Annotated in this window: 14 protein-coding genes and 1 pseudogene; 6 read left to right on the top strand and 9 right to left on the bottom strand. The window is 58.9% G+C overall.

Going from position 1 to position 18303, the window contains the following annotated elements; all coding sequences use genetic code 11:
- Positions 1-8: 8 nt before the first annotated feature.
- The 3 genes from D7I37_RS15205 to D7I37_RS15195 form a co-directional block, all read right to left on the bottom strand.
- Positions 9-2624, bottom strand: a complete 2616-nt coding sequence (locus D7I37_RS15205; protein ID WP_061797614.1) for a fimbria/pilus outer membrane usher protein — start codon at positions 2622-2624, stop codon at positions 9-11.
- Positions 2625-2650: 26 nt separating this feature from the next.
- A complete protein-coding gene (locus D7I37_RS15200) occupies positions 2651-3334 on the bottom strand; it encodes a molecular chaperone (RefSeq protein WP_061797571.1) in 684 nt (227 codons plus the stop codon).
- A 66-nt stretch (positions 3335-3400) separates the two neighbouring features.
- Positions 3401-3928 (bottom strand): fimbrial protein, encoded by a 528-nt coding sequence (locus D7I37_RS15195; RefSeq protein WP_061797615.1) that lies wholly within the window; start codon positions 3926-3928, stop codon positions 3401-3403.
- A 513-nt stretch (positions 3929-4441) separates the two neighbouring features.
- Here D7I37_RS15195 and D7I37_RS15190 point away from each other — a divergent pair.
- The 3 genes from D7I37_RS15190 to D7I37_RS15180 all read left to right on the top strand — a co-directional run bounded on the left by D7I37_RS15190 (position 4442) and on the right by D7I37_RS15180 (position 7581).
- Positions 4442-5158, top strand: a complete 717-nt coding sequence (locus D7I37_RS15190) for an EAL domain-containing protein (RefSeq protein WP_061797572.1) — start codon at positions 4442-4444, stop codon at positions 5156-5158.
- Positions 5159-5179: 21 nt separating this feature from the next.
- Positions 5180-5770: a LuxR family transcriptional regulator gene (locus D7I37_RS15185; protein WP_061797617.1), complete on the top strand. Its 591-nt coding sequence runs from the start codon at positions 5180-5182 to the stop codon at positions 5768-5770.
- A 188-nt stretch (positions 5771-5958) separates the two neighbouring features.
- Positions 5959-7581, top strand: coding sequence for an FMN-binding glutamate synthase family protein (locus D7I37_RS15180; RefSeq protein WP_061797574.1), 1623 nt, complete (start codon positions 5959-5961; stop codon positions 7579-7581).
- A gap of 159 nt (positions 7582-7740) precedes the next feature.
- Here the strand turns inward: D7I37_RS15180 and betA are convergent, their stop codons facing one another.
- From betA to betI, 3 genes and pseudogenes are all read right to left on the bottom strand, one after another.
- Positions 7741-9408, bottom strand: a complete 1668-nt coding sequence (betA, locus tag D7I37_RS15175; protein WP_061797575.1) for a choline dehydrogenase — start codon at positions 9406-9408, stop codon at positions 7741-7743.
- Positions 9409-9633: 225 nt separating this feature from the next.
- A pseudogene (betB, locus tag D7I37_RS15170) lies at positions 9634-11105 on the bottom strand (betaine-aldehyde dehydrogenase).
- Positions 11106-11125: 20 nt separating this feature from the next.
- The gene (betI, locus tag D7I37_RS15165) at positions 11126-11722 is read right to left on the bottom strand and encodes a transcriptional regulator BetI (RefSeq protein ID WP_061797577.1); all 597 of its coding nucleotides are present in this window, start codon (positions 11720-11722) and stop codon (positions 11126-11128) included.
- 403 nt (positions 11723-12125) lie between these two features.
- On the opposite strand from betI, the gene D7I37_RS15160 reads away from it, so the two are divergent.
- Positions 12126-14165 (top strand): choline transporter, encoded by a 2040-nt coding sequence (locus D7I37_RS15160; protein WP_061797578.1) that lies wholly within the window; start codon positions 12126-12128, stop codon positions 14163-14165.
- A 51-nt stretch (positions 14166-14216) separates the two neighbouring features.
- Here the strand turns inward: D7I37_RS15160 and D7I37_RS15155 are convergent, their stop codons facing one another.
- Genes D7I37_RS15155 through D7I37_RS15145 form a run of 3 tightly spaced genes read right to left on the bottom strand, consistent with a single transcriptional unit; the run spans position 14217 to position 15951 of the window.
- Positions 14217-14492 carry a pentapeptide MXKDX repeat protein gene (locus D7I37_RS15155; RefSeq protein ID WP_129543938.1) on the bottom strand — a complete coding sequence of 92 codons (276 nt, stop codon included), beginning with the start codon at positions 14490-14492 and terminating at the stop codon, positions 14217-14219.
- A gap of 60 nt (positions 14493-14552) precedes the next feature.
- On the bottom strand, positions 14553-15329 hold the full coding sequence (locus tag D7I37_RS15150; RefSeq protein ID WP_061797581.1) for a molybdopterin-dependent oxidoreductase: 777 nt from the start codon (positions 15327-15329) through the stop codon (positions 14553-14555).
- Between the two features lie 10 nt (positions 15330-15339).
- Entirely contained in the window at positions 15340-15951 is a 612-nt protein-coding gene (locus D7I37_RS15145) for a cytochrome b/b6 domain-containing protein (RefSeq protein ID WP_095096498.1), read from the bottom strand.
- A gap of 151 nt (positions 15952-16102) precedes the next feature.
- On the opposite strand from D7I37_RS15145, the gene D7I37_RS15140 reads away from it, so the two are divergent.
- Entirely contained in the window at positions 16103-16816 is a 714-nt protein-coding gene (locus D7I37_RS15140; RefSeq protein ID WP_061797583.1) for a response regulator transcription factor, read from the top strand.
- Between the two features lie 3 nt (positions 16817-16819).
- Complete coding sequence (locus D7I37_RS15135; RefSeq protein ID WP_061797585.1) at positions 16820-18286, top strand: HAMP domain-containing sensor histidine kinase; 1467 nt, start codon at positions 16820-16822, stop codon at positions 18284-18286.
- The last annotated feature ends 17 nt before the right edge of the window (positions 18287-18303 follow it).

The raw sequence follows: 18303 nt of genomic DNA, 5'->3' as shown, positions 1-18303 counted from the left end.
CATTCCTTTTAGGGTTTTCCACAGGTCAGCGTGAGTTCCTGGTAACCCATCAGCCGTTCGGTCGCCGATTTCAGTTCCGGTACGATCAGCGAGCAGCTTTCGCCCGCGTCGCTGCCCCATTTCACCAGCAGACGATCGCCTGCGGATGCACCTGAAATATAAATATCGCCATTGGTACCTACGGTGCCGTTGTTCTTGCCGTCGGCGCTGAACACGTTGGCGCCGATCGGCGGCACGCTGCCGTCCGCCATTTTGCTGTGCACCAGCAGGCTCTGGCCGGTGTGCGTTTCAAACTTGACGCGGGCGATCGCGCCATAGGTCGGCACCACGTCCCTGGCCGCCATCGGGATATCCAGGCCGTTGCCGATGTCTTCGGTGCGCAGCGCCACGCGGTTATGGCGATAAGGCGATGCGGAAGTCATCACCGCATAGCCGAAACGGTCGATGGCCACGCCCGGCTGGTTTTCCAGTCGAACGCCCCTGGCGTCCTTGGCCTCTACCAGCACGAAGGTATTCTGCAGCGGCTGGGTCAGCGTTACGCCGCCGGCGTGCGCCACAATGCCGCCCGCCACGCCGAGTGAAGACTGCTGGTAATCGTTGCTGTAGCTGTAACCGGCGTTGACCGTCCCCATGCTGCCCTGATAGCCGACGTTGGCCGAGGTCGTCTGGCCGGAGTAGCGATCGTGCCCGCTCTGCAGCGCATAGTTCAGACGGTTGTCATCCAGCGCGGTGCCGCTCAGGCCGGCGCTGTAGGTGTTGCCGCTCTGTTTGCTGTGGCCGGCGTTGAAGCTGGCGGTCATATCGGACGAATCGCGGCTGAAGAAGCTGAACGGAATCGACACGGTCAGGTTGACGCTGCGGTCCTTGTAGCCGTAGTTGCTGCGGCTGTCCTGGTAGAACACGCCGTAGCTGATGTTCTTGTAGCTGCTGTTAAAGCCGGTCTGCACCGTGCGATCCTGGCCGGAGCCGCCCCAGTAAGACTGGTTGCTGAGGTTGGCGTACAGCGTTGAGCTGCCGGCGATGCGCTGGTTGATAGACAGCTCTACGCGCTGGCGCTTGTTGTTGAAACGGCTGGTGTAATAGGTACGGCGACGCGATTCCGCCCAATCCGGCACGCCGAGATTGCGATCGTTTTCGTCGTAGTAATCATTGCGGTAGTAGCCATTCTCATAGCGATCGCGCTCCGCCACGGCGTCCGAAAAATCATAGTAGCCGGAGGTCGAGTAACGGTAGCCGGCGATCTGGAATTCAGTGCCCCAGTCGTTGAGCGACTTGGAGTACAGGAAGCGGAAACTCTCCCCCTGCTTGTCGTCGCCGTTGACCAGATTGGTATCGGAATACGACATATCAAAGGAAACCGCGCCCCAGACGCCGAGGTTTTTGCCGAGGCCCAACACCGCCGAGCGGTAGTTTTCCGCCACCAGCACGCCGCCATAAGGCGTGATGTCATAGGCCATGCCGTGCGACAGCGTGCCCTGCATAAATTTCGGCTGATAACGGCTGGTGCCGTCGTGATATTTACCGGCGGTCAGCTGATAGTCCCAAATCCCTTCACGCAGCATGTTCGGCACCGAAGAGAACGGCACGACAAACGTGGTGCGCGAACCGTTGGCCTCGATCACCGTCACGTTCAGGTTGCCGCTCAGGGTGCTGGGGAAAATATCCGTCAGCGCGAACGGGCCCGGCGGCACGTTGGTGCTGTAGATGGTGTAGCCGTTTTGGCGGATCTCGACGCGGGCGTTGGTCGACGCCACGCCGCGCACCACCGGCGCATACCCGCGCTGGCTTTCCGGCAGCATGTCGTTGGCGCTGGACATCTGCACGCCGCGGAACTGGATGCTGTCGAATACGTTGTTGTTGGTATTGGTCTGGCCGATCACCAGACGGCTGCGCAGGGAAACGAGATCGGTCTCCGCCCAGCTGGAAATATTGTTCCAATGAGAGCCCGCGCCCGACTGCCGATTCAGCGTCGAGTTATTGCGCAGGCGCCAGTCGCCCAGGTTAAGGCCGCTGTTCAGACTCAGGAAGTAGTAATCGGAGGTTTTGTCGTTCTGGTTGTTGCCGTAGCGGTTGTGGTTGCCGCTGAAATTGTAATTGACGAAGCCGGCGTTGATCCCGCGGTCATAGACCTTCGGCGAAATGGCGCCCTGCGGGCGCGGCACCAGGAAGACCTGCGGCACTTCCAGATCCATCCGCTGGATGGCGGCGTCATAGCTCAGCTTGGCGCCCGAGATTTGCTGCGGCAAAGCGTAGCATTGCGCGGCGCCGGCGGTCGCGAGATCGCCAGGCAGCTTGACGCCGTAATCCTGATAATCCTGCGCCGTCAGGCAAGGCGCCACCGGGGCGTCTTTGGCGTCTTTTTTAAATTCGATATCGCGGTGATCGATGCGCTGGCCGTTGAGGTAAATATCAAACGGATATTTGCCCGGCAGAATATCGTCGCCGCTGGCCAACGCGGCCACCTGAGCGACGTTGTCATCGCCGTGGATGAAGGAGGTATTGAACCGTTCCTCCGCCATCGCCAGATGTGAGAATGAAAATGGCACGGCAGAAAAATAAATTACACCATTAATCAGCCTGCCCAAACGTTTTGGCGTGAGGGTCGTTATTTTTTTATGTGCCATTTCTTTCATTCCTTGAAGTGCTTCAATCAGTTCAATGCGACGTTCTTAATCTCGGTGTGGCCGCCGTAGTCGTTGATATAGGTGAACGACATGCTATTGGCCGACTGCGCCCCCTGCGGCAGGGAAATGCGCAGGCTATCGTGCGGGCTCACCATATCGGCGTTCACTTTCCAGCTCTTGCCGCCGCTTTTCAGCGTCAACACGCCCAGCGTGACGTACAGCGGGCCGTTATTGGTCACCACCAGATTGCCGCCCTGACGCTGCCACTTCAGCGCTTCCGCCTGCTGTTGCAGGTTGGCCTTCAGCGCTTCAGGGCGGTAAAACAGCTTGATGCGGGTACGGATCGCCACCTGCAGCACGTTGTCCTGCTTAGGCGTTGGCGGAATTTCCTGTACGTTGACCCAGAGCAGAGATTCTCTGTCCTGCGGCAAACCGCTGCCGGAATAGATAAAACGCAGAATGGCGTCTTTCTTGGCAGCCAGTTTTAAAATGGGAGGCGTAACCACGATCGGTAAATTCTTTGGCATCTGGCTTGAATCGCCGGTATCCAGCCAGGTTTGCACCATATAGGTGTCGTCGCTGTCATTGCTGATTGAGAGCGATGCTGATTTACTTGCGCTGTTATAAATTACACGCGTTGCATCGACCTGAATGCCGGCAAAGGCATTTACGGAAAACGCGAATAAAATACAAGAAAGAATTTTTTTCATCGGAATATCTCAACTCTCAAAATTTAGCCGTCCATGGCCAATAACTCTATCTATCCTGCCAGCGAATTATTTGTATTCGATGGTGAAGGTAGCGTTAGAGTTTGCCTGACCAGCAGTGACCAGATCCTGGTAAGATTTGTAGCGAGCGCGCAGGTTGAACGTCGCAGCACCTGGGTTGTCGCCATCGGCAGCAACGGTCACGGTAGCTGGGGTAGCCACTTCCTGAGAGATTGGCAGCGTTGCGCCGTTGTTATCCAGGATTTCAACGCCAACGCCGTTAGCGCCGCCGGTTACCGCCAGCAGCTCTGGGTGACCGGCCGGGGTGTTACCGTCGAAACGCAGGGTGTAGTTGCCTGCTTCGCATTTTTCCAGGCTAATATCGAAAGCTTTAGCGCCGCTGGTAGAACCAGACGTTGGGAATGCGGTAGTAGGATATTTACCCAGGTAAACTTCTTTATTCTGGTCTTTATCAACAACTTTACAGGTAGACTGAACAATTTCACCGGTGAATTTAACGTTGCCGCTTGCAGCCATTGCGTTGGAAGCAGTTGCAGACAATACCAGTGCAGCCAAAGGCAATAATACTTTTTTCATTTCCAGCTCCATAGAACAATAAAATAATCGATTCAGTGCCGGGCTTATATATATGTTGCCGGCACTGAGCATACACTCAGCGATAGCACTCCTTGCTGAAAAGGAGTGTTGCTTCGATGAACCCATTGCGGGACGAAATATAGACTAAGCATATTCTTATTGTTAAATCGTTTAAAACATTCATAAGCCCCCTCTTGATAGGAATAAACTATCAACAAATACCTATCGATCGATGTTGACGATTCAAATGAATAGGAATAATCTGTGTTTGGGAAAGCTTAAGAGTTCATCATTTGGCATTAAGGCATGAAAATTAGGGTATTATCCTGATTATTTACAATATGTAACATATAGAACCGTTTGGACTTTGGCACAAATCACGCGTTAAATGGTCGTCATGAGCCATTCGGCCATTTCGGCGCGCTAAATAAGAAATTTACCAATAAACAGCGGAGTAACTTTCTTTTTACACACAAAAATCAACAAGTTAAATATCAATCCAAGGATTGGGAAATGAGCGGTTCTTTTAGAGAGAAAAATAACGGCATTAATTATGTTTTTCAGCCTATGTTCGCAAAATCCGGACAATTGCTGGCCGTTGAATGCTTATCTCGCTTTACGTTTAATAGCCAGTATGCGCATTTTTCTCCAGAACAATTCTTTCGCCACGCCGATAGCGACACCCGGATTGAGATTTTGTTGGATCAGGTCACTCTGATCGAAAAATATAAACACTGGTTTTATGAAAACCAGGTGATAGCCACATTGAATGTGGACGATCACTCGTTGAAATCCCTGGCCAATAACGGCTTTGCCGAAAGAATTAATGCCATGCGCTGTATTCACTTCGAAATCAGCGAGAACTCAACCCGGCTGGTGAAGGACCGCGTCCATGGCGATCCCTCATTGAATAGTTATTCATTTTGGCTCGATGATTTTGGTTCTGGCTATGCGGGTTTTTCCGCGTTGTACAACAGTCAGTTCCGCTTCGTTAAGCTCGACCGTTTTTTGTTGTGGGACTTTATGAAAAAGTCCGGCGGTGAGGGTTTAATGCGCGCTTTATTGCGTTTTTTTTACCTTAATCATTACAAGGTAATCATCGAAGGAGTTGAAACTCCCGAACATAAGAAATGGCTGGACGAAATGCCATATTACGCACTGCAGGGAAAGCTGTGGAAGGAATCCAGCATCATGGATTTGAACTCGCTTCTTACAGCCGAATACTTTTAACTCAGTATGGTGTTTGCCATTATGTCTAAAAACAATGTTCTGGTGATTAGTGAGTGTAAGTACAGCTATGTCGGCCTTTCAGTGCTGCTGAAAAAACATTACGGTCCTTACGACATTCGCCTGTTTTCCGATTTCATGCACGGCGGCGCCAAGGCGGAGAAGATCATCAAGCATGATATTGCGCTGATCTTTACCTCGCAAAATCTGGAGCAGAGCGTCAACGTGATTGAAAGCCTGGTGTCCCTGCACCAGCAATACAACACCAAAACGCGCATTCTGGTGTTTTATGACGATGAGCGGGTGGTGAAACTGCTGTCGATCCTGGGCATTTCCGTGGAGCTGGTGTCAACGCGCATCCCGCTTTATTCGCTGCAGGAAAAAATACAGCGGCTGCTGGAGAGCAAAGAGCCCGGCGGGATCAAGGTGCAGAAAACCCGCGAACTCAGCCCGGCGGAGAGCGACGTTATCTTTAACCTGCTGCGCGGCGATAGCCTGCTGCATATTGCGGAAAAGCGCGGCACGCACCCCAAGACCATCTTTTCACAGAAATACAGCGCGATGAAAAAGCTGCGGCTGCGCAACATGAGCGCGATCTTCGTCGCCGGCAAATAACCCCCTGGCCAGATTGTTGCGCGGTTCGCCGCGCGGCAACCTTTTCTCGGCCGCCAGGTTAAATTAATGTAACAATAAGCGATCTAGCAGCAACAGCCACATAACATCCACCTCCCGTTGATTAAGATTTGCCCACGGATCTTCCGTGAGTCATGTCGTCTGGATCAAAAAAAACATCAGGAGATGTTATGAAGTCATCATTATTCAGCCGTTATACCTGCTTCGTCGTGAGCATTTTGCTTACCCTGGTTTCATTAGCGCTGATGTTAAACCACCCGTGGTTTTTGCTGCCGGCCCTCGTTTTCGGCTGTTTGAGCGCGCTGGGCATTTACGATCTTACCCAGCAACGCCACGCGATTTGCCGTAACTACCCGATCATCGGCCGCCTGCGCTTCTTCTTCGAGTTTATCCGCCCCGAGCTGCGCCAGTATTTTCTGGAACAGGACAATGAGCAAATCCCGTTTTCGCGCACTCAGCGCACCCTGGTCTATCGCCGCGCCAAAAACGAGATGGGCGACAAGCCGTTCGGCACCCTGCTGGACGTTTATCAAACCGGCTACGAGTGCATCGGCCACTCCATGCGGCCGGTAGAGGTTTCCGATCCCACCAGCTTCCGCGTCGCCATCGGCGGCCCGGCCTGCACGCAGCCCTACTCGGCGTCCATTTTCAATATTTCGGCCATGAGCTTCGGCGCCTTGTCCGCCAACGCCATCCGCGCCCTCAATCTCGGCGCGGCCAAGGGCAATTTCTACCACGACACCGGCGAGGGCAGCATCAGCCGCTATCACCGTGAAAACGGCGGCGATCTGGTCTGGGAGCTGGGCAGCGGCTACTTTGGCTGCCGCACCGCCGACGGGCATTTCGATCCCCGGCGCTTTGCCGAACAGGCGCGCAGCCCGCAGGTGAAGATGATTGAGATAAAACTTAGCCAGGGCGCCAAACCGGGCCATGGCGGCATCCTGCCGGCGAAAAAGGTGGACGCGGAAATCGCCGCCACCCGCGGAGTGCCGCAGGGCGAAGACTGTATTTCCCCGGCCTCGCACAGCGCTTTCACCACCCCGGTGGAAATGATGCATTTCATTCAGCAACTGCGTGAACTGTCGGAGGGTAAGCCCGTCGGCTTCAAGCTGTGTATCGGCCATCCCTGGGAGTTTGTCGCCATCGTCAAGGCGATGCTGCATACCCGCATTCTGCCGGACTTCATCGTGGTGGACGGCAAGGAGGGCGGCACCGGCGCCGCGCCGCTCGAGCTGTCGAACTATATGGGCATGCCGCTGCGCGAAGGGCTGCTGTTCGTGCACAACACCCTGGTGGGCTGCGGGCTGCGCGACCAGATCAAGATCGGCGCCAGCGGCAAGATCATCAGCGCCTTCGACATCGCCAGCGTGCTGGTGCTGGGCGCCGACTGGGTGAACTCGGCGCGCGGCTTTATGTTCGCCGTCGGCTGCATCCAGTCGCAGAGCTGCCACACCAACCACTGCCCGACCGGCGTCGCCACGCAGGATCCGCTGCGGCAAAAGGCGCTGGTGGTGCCGAACAAGGCCGAGCGCGTTTACCATTTCCATCAAAACACGGTAAAAGCGCTGGCGGAAATGCTGGCGGCGGCCGGCGTCAGCCGCCCCGAGCAGCTGACGTCGCACCATATGCTGCGCCGCATCACCTCGACCGAAATCAAGGTCTACGCCGATATCTACTATTACCTGGAACCCGGCGCGCTGCTGCAAAAGGAGATTGAAAGCGACTTTTACGCCCGCATGTGGCGCATGGCGACGCCAAACAGTTTCGATCAGGCGATCTCGCTGCCGGCTTAAGCGGTACATTTATACCCCATAGCCTTAGCGTTGCGGCGTTGTTACCTGCAGTTTGAACGATGGCGGGTATGAATTGCCCCCTCGCCTCGGGGAAGAGCATATGGAGAGGGGTTGCTTGCTACAGCGGCCCTCCCCCTCATCGGCGAGAGGGCATGTCGGTTACTGCTTGCGCGCCGGCGCATCGCCGGCGACATGGTAGTCGGCGGTGCTGCGCGGCAGCGGGGCGCGCTGGCGGATGCGGTCGGCGATCTTCTCGGCGATCATGATGGTGGTGGCGTTCAGGTTGCCGGTGATGATCAACGGCATGATCGACGCATCCACCACCCGCAGCCCTTCCATGCCGTGCACCCGGCCCTGGCCGTCGACCACCGCCATCTCGTCTTCACCCATTTTGCATGAGCAGGACGGGTGGAAAGCGGTTTCGGCATGTTCGCGCACGAAGGCGTCCAGCTGCTCGTCGGTCTGCACCTCCGGCCCCGGGCTGATTTCGCGGCCGCGGTATTCGTCCAACGCCGGCTGCGCCATGATTTCGCGCGTGATGCGGATGGCGTCGCGGAACTCCTGCCAGTCCTGCTCGGTCGCCATATAGTTAAACAGGATGCTCGGATGCTGGCGCGGATCTTTCGATTTCACCTGCACTCGGCCGCGGCTCGGCGAACGCATCGAGCCGACGTGCGCCTGGAAGCCGTGCTCTTTCACCGCGTTGCTGCCGTTGTAGTTAATCGCCACCGGCAGGAAATGGTACTGAATGTTCGGCCAGGCGAACTCTTCGCGGCTGCGGATAAAACCGCCGGCCTCGAACTGGTTGCTGGCGCCCACGCCGGTGCCGTTGAACAGCCACTCCGCGCCGATCTTCGGCTGGTTGAACCATTGCAGCGCCGGATACAGCGACACCGGTTTTTTACAGGCGTACTGCAGATACATTTCCAGGTGGTCCTGCAGGTTCTCGCCAACGCCCGGCAAATCATGCACCAGATTGATGTCGAGGCTTTTCAGCAGGGCCGCCGGGCCGACGCCGGAGCGCTGCAGGATCTGCGGCGAAGCGATGGCCCCGGCGCACAGCAGCACTTCGCGACGCGCGGTGGCGCGGATCGGCTGGTTGCCGTCGCCCTGCAGATAGTTCACCCCCACCGCGCGCTTGCCGTCGAACACAATGTGATCGGTCAGCGCATGGGTGACGATCTTCAGGTTGGGACGCGCGCGCGCCTGATCCAGATAACCGCGGGCGGTGCTGGCGCGGCGGCCTTTCGGCGTCACGGTGCGATCCATCGGGCCAAAGCCTTCCTGCTGATAGCCGTTCAGGTCGTCGGTGCGCGGGTAGCCCGCCTGTACCCCGGCTTCCACCATGGCGTGGAACAGTTCGTTATTGCCGGCTTTCGGCGTGGTGACGCTGACCGGGCCTTCGCCGCCGTGATAATCGTTCGGGCCGATGTCGCGGGTTTCCGCCTTGCGGAAATACGGCAGGCAATCGAGGTAGCTCCAGTCTTCCAGACCCGGCGCCTTCGCCCAGTTGTCGAAATCCATCGCGTTGCCGCGGATGTAGCACATGCCGTTGATCAGCGAAGAGCCGCCCAGGCCCTTGCCGCGGCCGCACTCCATGCGGCGGTTGTTCATATGCGGCTCAGGATCGGTCTCATACGCCCAGTTGTAGCGGCGGCCCTGCAGCGGGAATGCCAGCGCGGCCGGCATTTGAGTACGGAAATCCATCCGGTAGTCCGGGCCGCCGGCTTCCAGCAGCAGTACGCTGACGTCAGCGTCTTCGGTCAAACGGGTGGCCAATACGTTGCCGGCGGAACCTGCGCCGATAATGATGTAATCGTATTCCATCGATTATCTCCTAAATATTCGTATGCCTGAATGATGCGAATGGCTTGAATTCCGCATGCTGAATATATCAAGGCAGTTTTAGATGCAAAAAAGGATATATCCCCTATGGATTTCGAGTTACAGCTAGGCGACAAGGGCGCAGAGCCCCAGGAGCTTACTCAAGTAAGTGACTGGGGTCTGCGCTCGCAGCCAACAACGCTGTAGTTTGAAAGACGACGGGGATAGTTAAAATACCGAGGCGTAATCGCCCAGCTCGACCTGCACCGATTTAATCTGGGTGTAGTGTTCCAGCGTCGCCAGGCCGTTCTCGCGGCCGACACCGGACTGCTTGTAGCCGCCCACCGGCATTTCCGCCGCCGATTCGCCCCAGGTGTTGATCCAGCAGATGCCGGCCTCCAGCTGGTGGATCACGCGGTGCGCGCGGGTCAGATCGTTGGTCACCAGACCGGCGGCCAGGCCGAAGGTGGTGTCGTTGGCGCGGCGCACCACCTCTTCTTCCGTCTGGTAGCTGAGAATGCTCATCACCGGGCCGAAGATCTCTTCGCGCACGATTTCCATGTCGTCGCTGCAGTCGCTGAACACCGTCGGCGCCACGTAGGCGCCCTTGGCGAAGTCGCCCTCGGTCACGCGTTCACCGCCGCACAGCAGGCGCGCGCCGCCGTTCTTGCCGCTCTCGATAAAGCGCAGCACCGACTCCATATGGGCAAAGCTGACCAGCGGCCCGAAGTTGGTTTGCGGATCGGTCGGGTCGCCCAGGCGGATGCGCCGTACGCGTTCGAGAATTTTCGCCTCAAACTGCGCCTGCAGCGCGGCCGGCACGAACACCCGGGTGCCGTTGGTGCACACCTGGCCTGAGCTGTAGAAGTTGGCCATCATGGCGATGTCGGCGGCGCGATCCAGATCGGCGTCGTCGAAGACGATCAGGGGGATTTGCCGCCCAATTCCATGGTGACTTCTTTCAGCGTCGAGCCGGAAGCGTTGGCCATCACCTTCTTGCCGGTTTTCACCCCGCCGGTGAAGGACACTTTCGCGATGCCCGGATGATCGGTCAGGTACTGGCCCACTTCCGCGCCGCTGCCGGTCACCACGTTGAACACGCCGTCCGGCAGACCGGCCTCGGTGTAGATTTCCGCCAGCTTCAGCGCCGTCAGCGAAGTGACTTCGCTCGGTTTGAAAATCATCGCGTTGCCCGCCGCCAGCGCCGGCGCGGATTTCCACAGCGCGATTTGAATCGGGTAGTTCCAGGCGCCGATACCGGCCACCACGCCCAACGGCTCGCGGCGGGTATAGACAAAGGAGGTGTCGCGCAGCGGGATCTGCTGGCCTTCGATGGCCGGGATCAGGCCGGCGTAGTATTCCAGCACGTCGGCGCCGGTGACGATGTCCACCGCGGTGGTTTCCGCCATCGCCTTGCCGGTATCCAGGGTTTCCAGCGCCGCCAGCTCGTCGTTGCGTTCGCGCAGAATGTCTACCGCGCGGCGCAGGATGCGCGAACGCTCCATCGCCGTCATCGCCGCCCACACCTTTTGTCCGCTGGCCGCGCTGGCAACCGCACGGTTGACGTCTTCAGCGCTGGCGGACTGGACCTCGGCAAGCACTTCGCCATTCGCCGGGTTCACCGCGTTGAAAGTTTTTCCATCGGTACTGTCTACATAAGCGCCATTGATATAGAGCTTCTGCAAGCCAAAACGGGACATAGGATCTCCTTGGGTTGTCCTCAGGGTGGCGTCTGCCCCCGGAGTTGAAACTGAATGTAGTCGGTGGTGAGCGCGATCGCCTGCGCCTGGTTAAACGCCGAACCGCGCAGCGCGCTGCGCAGCCACAGGCCGTCGATCAACGCCGCCAGCCCTTTCGCCGCCAGCCGCGCCTGCGGTTGCGGCAGCGCGCGCCGGAACTCGGCGCACAGGTTGGAATACAGTCGGCGGCCGTTGACCTGCTGCAGCCGATTGAGCTGCGGCTGATGCAGGCTGCTGGCCCAAAAGGCCAGCCAGGTTTTCATCGCCGCGCTGTTGATCTGGCTGTCGTCAAAGTTGCCGGCGACTATCGCCAGCAGCCGTGACGCCGGGCTGTGGTCGTGCAATGCCTGAAGCCGCAATTTCACCGCTTCGCCCAGATGGCTGATCAAATAGCGCATCGTGGCTTCCAGCAGGCCGTTCTTGTCCTTGAAATAATGACTGATGATACCGTTGGAAACGCCTGCCCGGCGCGCTATCTGCGCGATGGTGGCGTCGTGCATACCCACTTCGTTTACTGCGGCCAGCGTGGCATCAATCAACTGCTGCCTTCTGATTGGCTGCATTCCTACCTTTGGCATAATTCGACTCTCACAAAACCGACTTCGGCCTTATCTCATCGGGTGGATTTCGCTGCCGTTCCACCTGCTGAATCAGGTCTTCATGAGAACTATTAAACTTTTTTTTGATTGAACGTTCAATAAAAATTGCATATATTTTATTGCCGCCTGGTTACAATTTTGTACTTTTCGGTTGTGGAACTGGCTGATTTTTGTGAGGTAATTAACGAATCTGACCAAAATCAGTGGCCGTAAGCGGTTCCCGCCACGAAACAGTTTCTTGTTTCGTTAACAGGCAAAGCGGCAATATTTGGCAAGCAGAATGATGGTTGCCGCCGCCTTTATTCGCGCTTTTTCCGGGCGACGCCTGCGCGTCGTTCAGGTTAGGGTGCGAACACGATTTTACTCAGATCAGAGGATGACGATGACAACACGCGAAACCTCCTCAAAACCGCAGCAGGATCGCCTCAACCCTGTGGTTTTCTTCACGTCGGCGGGGCTGATCCTGGCCTTCTCGCTGATGACCATCTTTTTCACCGACTTCTCCGGGCGCTGGATCACCCGAACCCTGAATTGGGTGTCGACCACCTTCGGTTGGTACTACCTGCTGGCCGCCACCCTGTACATTGTGTTCGTGGTGTTTATCGCCGCCTCGCGCTTCGGCTCCATCAAGCTCGGGCCTGAGCAATCCAAACCGGAATTCAGCCTGATGAGCTGGGCGGCGATGCTGTTCGCCGCCGGCATCGGCATCGACCTGATGTTCTTCTCGGTCGCCGAACCGGTGACCCAGTACATGATGCCGCCGGAGGGCGACGCGCAAACGCTCGAGGCCGCGCGCCAGGCCATGGTGTGGACGCTGTTCCACTACGGCCTCACCGGCTGGTCGATGTACGCGCTGATGGGCATCGCCCTCGGCTACTTCAGCTACCGCTACAACCTGCCGCTGACCATCCGCTCGGCGCTGTACCCGATCTTCGGCAAGCGCATTAACGGCCCGATCGGCCACAGCGTGGATATCGCTGCGGTGCTGGGCACCATCTTCGGCATCGCCACCACCCTGGGCATCGGCGTGGTGCAGCTGAACTACGGCCTGAAGGTGCTGTTCCAGGTGCCGGAAAATCTGACGGTGCAAGGTTCGCTGATCCTGCTGTCGGTGATCATGGCCACCATCTCGGTGACTTCCGGCGTCAATAAGGGCATCCGCATCCTGTCCGAGCTGAACGTGCTGCTGGCGTTGGGGCTGATCCTGTTCGTGTTGTTCTTCGGCGACACCGAGTTCCTGCTGAACGCGCTGGTGCTCAACGTCGGCGATTACATCAACCGCTTTATGGGCATGACGCTCAACAGCTTCGCCTTCGATCGCCCGGTGGAATGGATGAACAACTGGACCCTGTTCTTCTGGGCCTGGTGGGTGGCCTGGTCGCCGTTTGTCGGCCTGTTCCTGGCGCGTATTTCACGCGGCCGCACCATTCGCCAGTTCGTGGTCGGCACGCTGATCATTCCGTTCGTGTTCACCCTGCTGTGGCTGTCGATCTTCGGCAACAGCGCGCTGTACCAGATCATTCACGGCAACGCCGAATTCGCCCAGGAAGTGATGCAGTACCCGGAGCGCGGCTTCTACAGCCTGCTGGCGCAGTACCCGGGCTTCACCTTCAGCGCCTCGGTGGCCACCATCACCGGCCTGCTGTTCTACGTCACCTCGGCGGACTCCGGCTCGCTGGTATTGGGCAACTTCACCTCGCGCCTGGCCGACATCAATAACGACGCGCCGAACTGGCTGCGGATTTTCTGGTCGGTGGCGATCGGCCTGCTGACCATCGGCATGCTGATGACCGACGGCGTGCCCGCGCTGCAGAAGACCACGGTGATCATGGGCCTGCCGTTCAGCTTCGTGATCTTCTTCGTGATGGCCGGACTGTACAAATCGCTGCGGGTCGAGGACTACCGCAGGGCCAGCGCGCTCAGCACCCTGGCGCCGGTGCCGGTTTCCAGCCACGACGTGCTGAACTGGAAACAGCGCCTGTCGCGGGTGATGAACTACCCGGGCACGCAGTACACGCAGAAGATGCTGGATAAAGTGTGCCGCCCGGCGATGCAGGACGTGGCGCGCGAGCTGGAGCTGCGCGGCGCGAAGGTGGAGTTCACCGAGGTGCCGCCGGCGGAAGATGAGCGTTTGAACCACCTGGAACTGCTGGTGCGGTTGGGCGAGGAGCAGAACTTCATCTACCAGATCTGGCCGATGCGTTACTCGGTGCCGGGCTTCACCTACCGCGCCCGCTCCGGCAAATCGCACTACTACCGGCTGGAAACCTTCCTGATGGAAGGCACCCAGGGCAACGACCTGATGGACTACAGCAAAGAACAGGTGATTGGCGACATTCTCGACCAGTACGAGAAACACCTGAACTTCCTGCATATTCACCGCGAAGCGCCGGGCAACACCCTGACCTTCCCGGATATGTAACAGGCGCAGGCACGGCCGAAAGGCGCAGTTGTTTAAACTGCGCCTTTTTTATTACTGCCCCATCGCATCCTTTTTCATTTCGTCCTTTTTCATGCCGTCCTTTTTCATCGCCTCCTTGCCCATGTGATCCTTCTTCATGCAGTCTTTACCCATGCAGTCTTTCTTCATGGCATCCTTTTTCATGCCGTCTTTCGCCATGCCGTCGTGCGACATCTGGCTCATGCCGTCCTTCTTCATCGCGTCCTTGCCCATGCCGTCTGCGGCATTGGCGCCGGCTACGCCCAACATCAACGCGCTGCATATCATCATTGCGAATAACTTTTTCATGGTATTTCCTTCTTGCGGGTAAAAGACACCTGAGGTGTCGGGGAAGGTTTGCGGCCGCCGTCAGCTGCCGCCAAACCAGTTGTAACCTTGGTCTTCCCAATAGCCGCCGGGGAAGCGATTGGTGACCTCGATGACCTGTATGTGTTTCGGGTTCTTGTAGCCCAGCTTGGTCGGCATGCGCAGCTTCATCGGATAACCGTATTTGCGCGGCAGGATCCGGCCGTCGTAGGTCAACGCCATAATGGTCTGCGGATGCAGCGCGGTGGCCATATCGATGCTGGTGTAGTAGTCGTCGGCGCATTTAAAGCCGACGTAGCGGGCCTGCAGGTCCGCGCCGATCGCCTTGAGAAACGCCGCGAACGGCACCCCGCCCCACTTGCCGATGGCGCTCCAGCCTTCGACGCAGATATGGCGCGTCACCTGCTCTATCTGCGCCATGCGATGCAGCTGCGCCAGCGTCCAGTCGCGTTTGTCCAGCACCAGCCCGGCCACCTGCAGCCGATAATCGTCGCCGTCGATCTCCGGTGCATCCTCTTCGCCGTAGAAGGCGTTGAACGGAAACGGCCGGGTGATCATCGATTCCGGGTACACCGGCGCCAGCCGGTCGGCGTTGAACAGCCACCCCTGCACCCGATCGTTGAAGCCGGAAATGCGGCTCAGCGCCTGTTCGACGCTGGCGTTGCCGCTGAGGTCACAGCCGGTGAGCATCGCCACCCCGCCCAGCGTCAGGCCGTTGCGCAAAAAGCGGCGGCGCGACGAAGCCCCCAGCAGCCGCTGCGCCTCTTTGACGATCGCCTGGCCTTCGCTCAGGGTGACAGAGGGCTTATCGGTTTTCATCGTCATCTCCTTAACGCCCACGCAGCATGGCCAGCAAGGTGCGGGGCACCAGCGCCACCATCACCAGATGGATCACCACAAACCCCACCAGCGCCGACATGGCGAAAAAGTGGATATAACGCGCCGCCTCGTAGCCGCCGAGCAGCTCGCGCAGCAGCGGGAACTGCACCGACTTCCACAGCACCAGGCCGGAAAGCGCCAGCAGCACGCTGTCGGCCATCGCGAACAGGTAGGCCGCGCGCTGCACCATGTTGTAATGGCGCGGGTCGGCGTGCCGCAGCCGGCCGCGCAGCGCCGCCGCCAGGTCGGCGAAAAAGCGTCCGGGGCTGAGCGGCCAGAAGCGGCGCTTGAAACGGCCGCTGCACAGGTTGATCAACAGGTAGCACAGCCCGTTAACGCCAAACAGCCACATGCCGGCAAAGTGCCACTGCAGCGCCCCGCCCAACCAGCCGCCGAGCGTCAGCTCGTTGATAAAGCTGAAGTTGAACAGCGGCGATGCGTTGTAGATGCGCCAGCCGCTGGTGACCATGATCAGCATCGCCAGCGCATTCAGCCAGTGCGTCAACCGCAGCCACCGCGGATGCACGATCGGCGGCGTGGTCTGAGTAACGGACATGCTCATGGTGTTCTCCCGGCGGCCAAGGTTGCGATGAGCGAAGTATTCCGCGGATTTGTTCCCCAAGACCTCACGCAAAGTTAAATAAAATGTGATAACCCCCCCGCGGCGCTTGTGTAGACTTCAGAGAGGATCAGGCAATCAGCGGCGGGGAAAGATGGAAAAAGCGAAGAGAATTTTGATCGTTGAAGATGACGGCGACATCGCCGAGCTGCTGCAGCTGCATCTGCGCGACGAAGGCTATGACATCAGCCACGCCGCCGACGGCAACCTGGGCATGAGGATGCTGGAACAGGGCGGCTGGGACGCGCTGATCCTCGATCTGATGCTGCCCGGCGTCGACGGGCTGGAGATCTGCCGCCGGGCGCGCAACATGACGCGCTATACGCCGATCATCATCACCAGCGCGCGCTCCAGCGAGGTGCACCGCGTGCTGGGGCTGGAGCTGGGCGCCGACGACTATCTGGCCAAGCCCTTCTCGATGCTGGAGCTGGTGGCGCGGGTCAAGGCGCTGTTTCGCCGTCAGGAAGCGATGAGCCGCAACCTGCGCATGGACGCCGGCACGCTGAGTTTCGACGGGCTGACCATCGACCCGATCGCCCGCGAGGTGCAGCTGAATCAGCAGTCCGTCGATCTGACGCCGCGCGAGTTCGACCTGCTGTATTTCTTCGCCCGCCATCCGGGCAAGGTGTTTTCGCGCCTCAGCCTGCTGAACCAGGTGTGGGGCTATCGGCACGAGGGATACGAGCATACGGTGAACACCCATATCAACCGGCTGCGCATCAAAATAGAGAGCAACCCGGCGGAACCCGAGCGCATCCTCACGGTGTGGGGCATGGGCTATAAATTCGCGGCCGCGCCGCAAGAGTGAACCATGAAAAATCTTACCTTAGCGCAACGCCTGACGCTGATCTTCACGCTGTTGATGGTGATCAGCTGCGCCTTTTCCGGCTGGATGCAGGTGCGCAGCAGCACCCAATACAGCCAGGCGGTGATCCAGCGGCTGTCCGGCAACCTGGCGCAGCACATCGCCGCCAGCAACCCGCTGCTGGGCCGGGACGGCCTGAACCCGCAGTCGGTGCATACCCTGTTCGATCAGCTGATGGCGGTGAATCCGAGCGTCGAGGTCTACCTGCTCGATAAACAGGGCCACATCATCGGCAACGCCGCGCCGCAAGGCCGCCTGAAACGGCAAAAGGTCGATCTGCTGCCGCTGCAGGCGCTGCTCGACGGCGCGCGCATGCCGGTGTACGGCGACGATCCGCGCAGCCCCGCCGGCAAAAAAGTGTTCAGCGCCGCGCCGCTGAAGGTCAACGGCCAGATTGAAGGCTATCTGTATGTGGTGCTGCTCGGCGAGGATTATACCGCGTTGGCCAGCAACGCCCAGTTCAGCTCGGCGGTTCACATGGCGCTGTGGTCATCGGGCGTGATGGTGCTGTTCGTCCTGCTGGCCGGCGCTTTCGCCTTCCGCTGGGTGACGCGGCCGATCCGCCGTTTGACCCGCCAGGTCAGCGCCCTGGACAGCGGCGGCATCGCCGCGGTGCAGGCCTATGCCGCTCAGCCGGCCGTCGCGGCGGGGCGCGACGAGGTAAGCCAGCTGCAACAGGCGTTTCGCAGCATGGCGCTGCGCATCGCCGAACAGTGGCAGACGCTGTCGCAGCAGGACCAGCAGCGGCGCGAATTTATCGCCAATATTTCTCACGATCTGCGCACCCCGCTCACCTCGCTGCACGGCTATCTGGAAACGCTGTCGGTAAAATCGGCCAGCCTGAGCGAGAACGATCGCCGACGCTACCTGGAGACCGCGCTGGCGCAAAGCCGCAAGGTGGGCAAACTGGCGCAGGCGCTGTTCGAACTGGCGCGGCTGGAGTACGGCGCGGTCAAGCCGCAGAAAGAGCCGTTTTCGCTCAGCGAGCTGGTGCAGGACGTGTTCCAGAAGTTCGAGCTGGCGGCCGAGGCGCGGCATCAGCGATTGCGCGCCGATATCGCCCCGGGCATTCCGCCGGTGTTCGCCGATCTGAGCATGATCGAACGGGTGCTGACCAACCTGCTGGACAACGCCATTCGCCATACGCCGCAGGGTGGCGAGATCGGCGTGCGTCTGTGGCAGCAGCGAGACCGGGTGCTGGTGCAGGTTAACGACAGCGGCCCCGGCATTCCGCAGGCGCTGCGCGCCGACCTGTTCGTGCGGCCGTCGATCCTGAGCGGCGCGCGCCGTCATGCCGGCGGGCTGGGGCTGATGATCGTACGGCGCATTTTGCAACTGCACGGCAGCGACATTCAGCTGGTCGAGCAGGCGCAAAAAGGCGCCTGCTTCCGCTTCGCCATTCCGTCGCGTTAATCGATGCCGCTGTTCAG

It is taken from the genome of Serratia sp. 1D1416 (assembly GCF_003641105.1).
GTDB lineage: Bacteria > Pseudomonadota > Gammaproteobacteria > Enterobacterales > Enterobacteriaceae > Serratia > Serratia ficaria.
This window is presented reverse-complemented; position numbering and strand designations above follow the sequence as displayed.

Coding starts and splice junctions, on each gene's coding strand:
- D7I37_RS15185 (WP_061797617.1), top strand. CDS start 5,180: ATGTCTAAAAACAATGTTCTGGTGATTAGTGAGTGTAAGTACAGCTAT.
- D7I37_RS15180 (WP_061797574.1), top strand. CDS start 5,959: ATGAAGTCATCATTATTCAGCCGTTATACCTGCTTCGTCGTGAGCATT.
- D7I37_RS15195 (WP_061797615.1), bottom strand. CDS start 3,928: ATGAAAAAAGTATTATTGCCTTTGGCTGCACTGGTATTGTCTGCAACT.
- D7I37_RS15200 (WP_061797571.1), bottom strand. CDS start 3,334: ATGAAAAAAATTCTTTCTTGTATTTTATTCGCGTTTTCCGTAAATGCC.
- D7I37_RS15190 (WP_061797572.1), top strand. CDS start 4,442: ATGAGCGGTTCTTTTAGAGAGAAAAATAACGGCATTAATTATGTTTTT.
- betA (WP_061797575.1), bottom strand. CDS start 9,408: ATGGAATACGATTACATCATTATCGGCGCAGGTTCCGCCGGCAACGTA.
- D7I37_RS15155 (WP_129543938.1), bottom strand. CDS start 14,492: ATGAAAAAGTTATTCGCAATGATGATATGCAGCGCGTTGATGTTGGGC.
- D7I37_RS15140 (WP_061797583.1), top strand. CDS start 16,103: ATGGAAAAAGCGAAGAGAATTTTGATCGTTGAAGATGACGGCGACATC.
- D7I37_RS15150 (WP_061797581.1), bottom strand. CDS start 15,329: ATGAAAACCGATAAGCCCTCTGTCACCCTGAGCGAAGGCCAGGCGATC.
- D7I37_RS15145 (WP_095096498.1), bottom strand. CDS start 15,951: ATGAGCATGTCCGTTACTCAGACCACGCCGCCGATCGTGCATCCGCGG.
- D7I37_RS15160 (WP_061797578.1), top strand. CDS start 12,126: ATGACAACACGCGAAACCTCCTCAAAACCGCAGCAGGATCGCCTCAAC.
- D7I37_RS15135 (WP_061797585.1), top strand. CDS start 16,820: ATGAAAAATCTTACCTTAGCGCAACGCCTGACGCTGATCTTCACGCTG.
- betI (WP_061797577.1), bottom strand. CDS start 11,722: ATGCCAAAGGTAGGAATGCAGCCAATCAGAAGGCAGCAGTTGATTGAT.
- D7I37_RS15205 (WP_061797614.1), bottom strand. CDS start 2,624: ATGGCACATAAAAAAATAACGACCCTCACGCCAAAACGTTTGGGCAGG.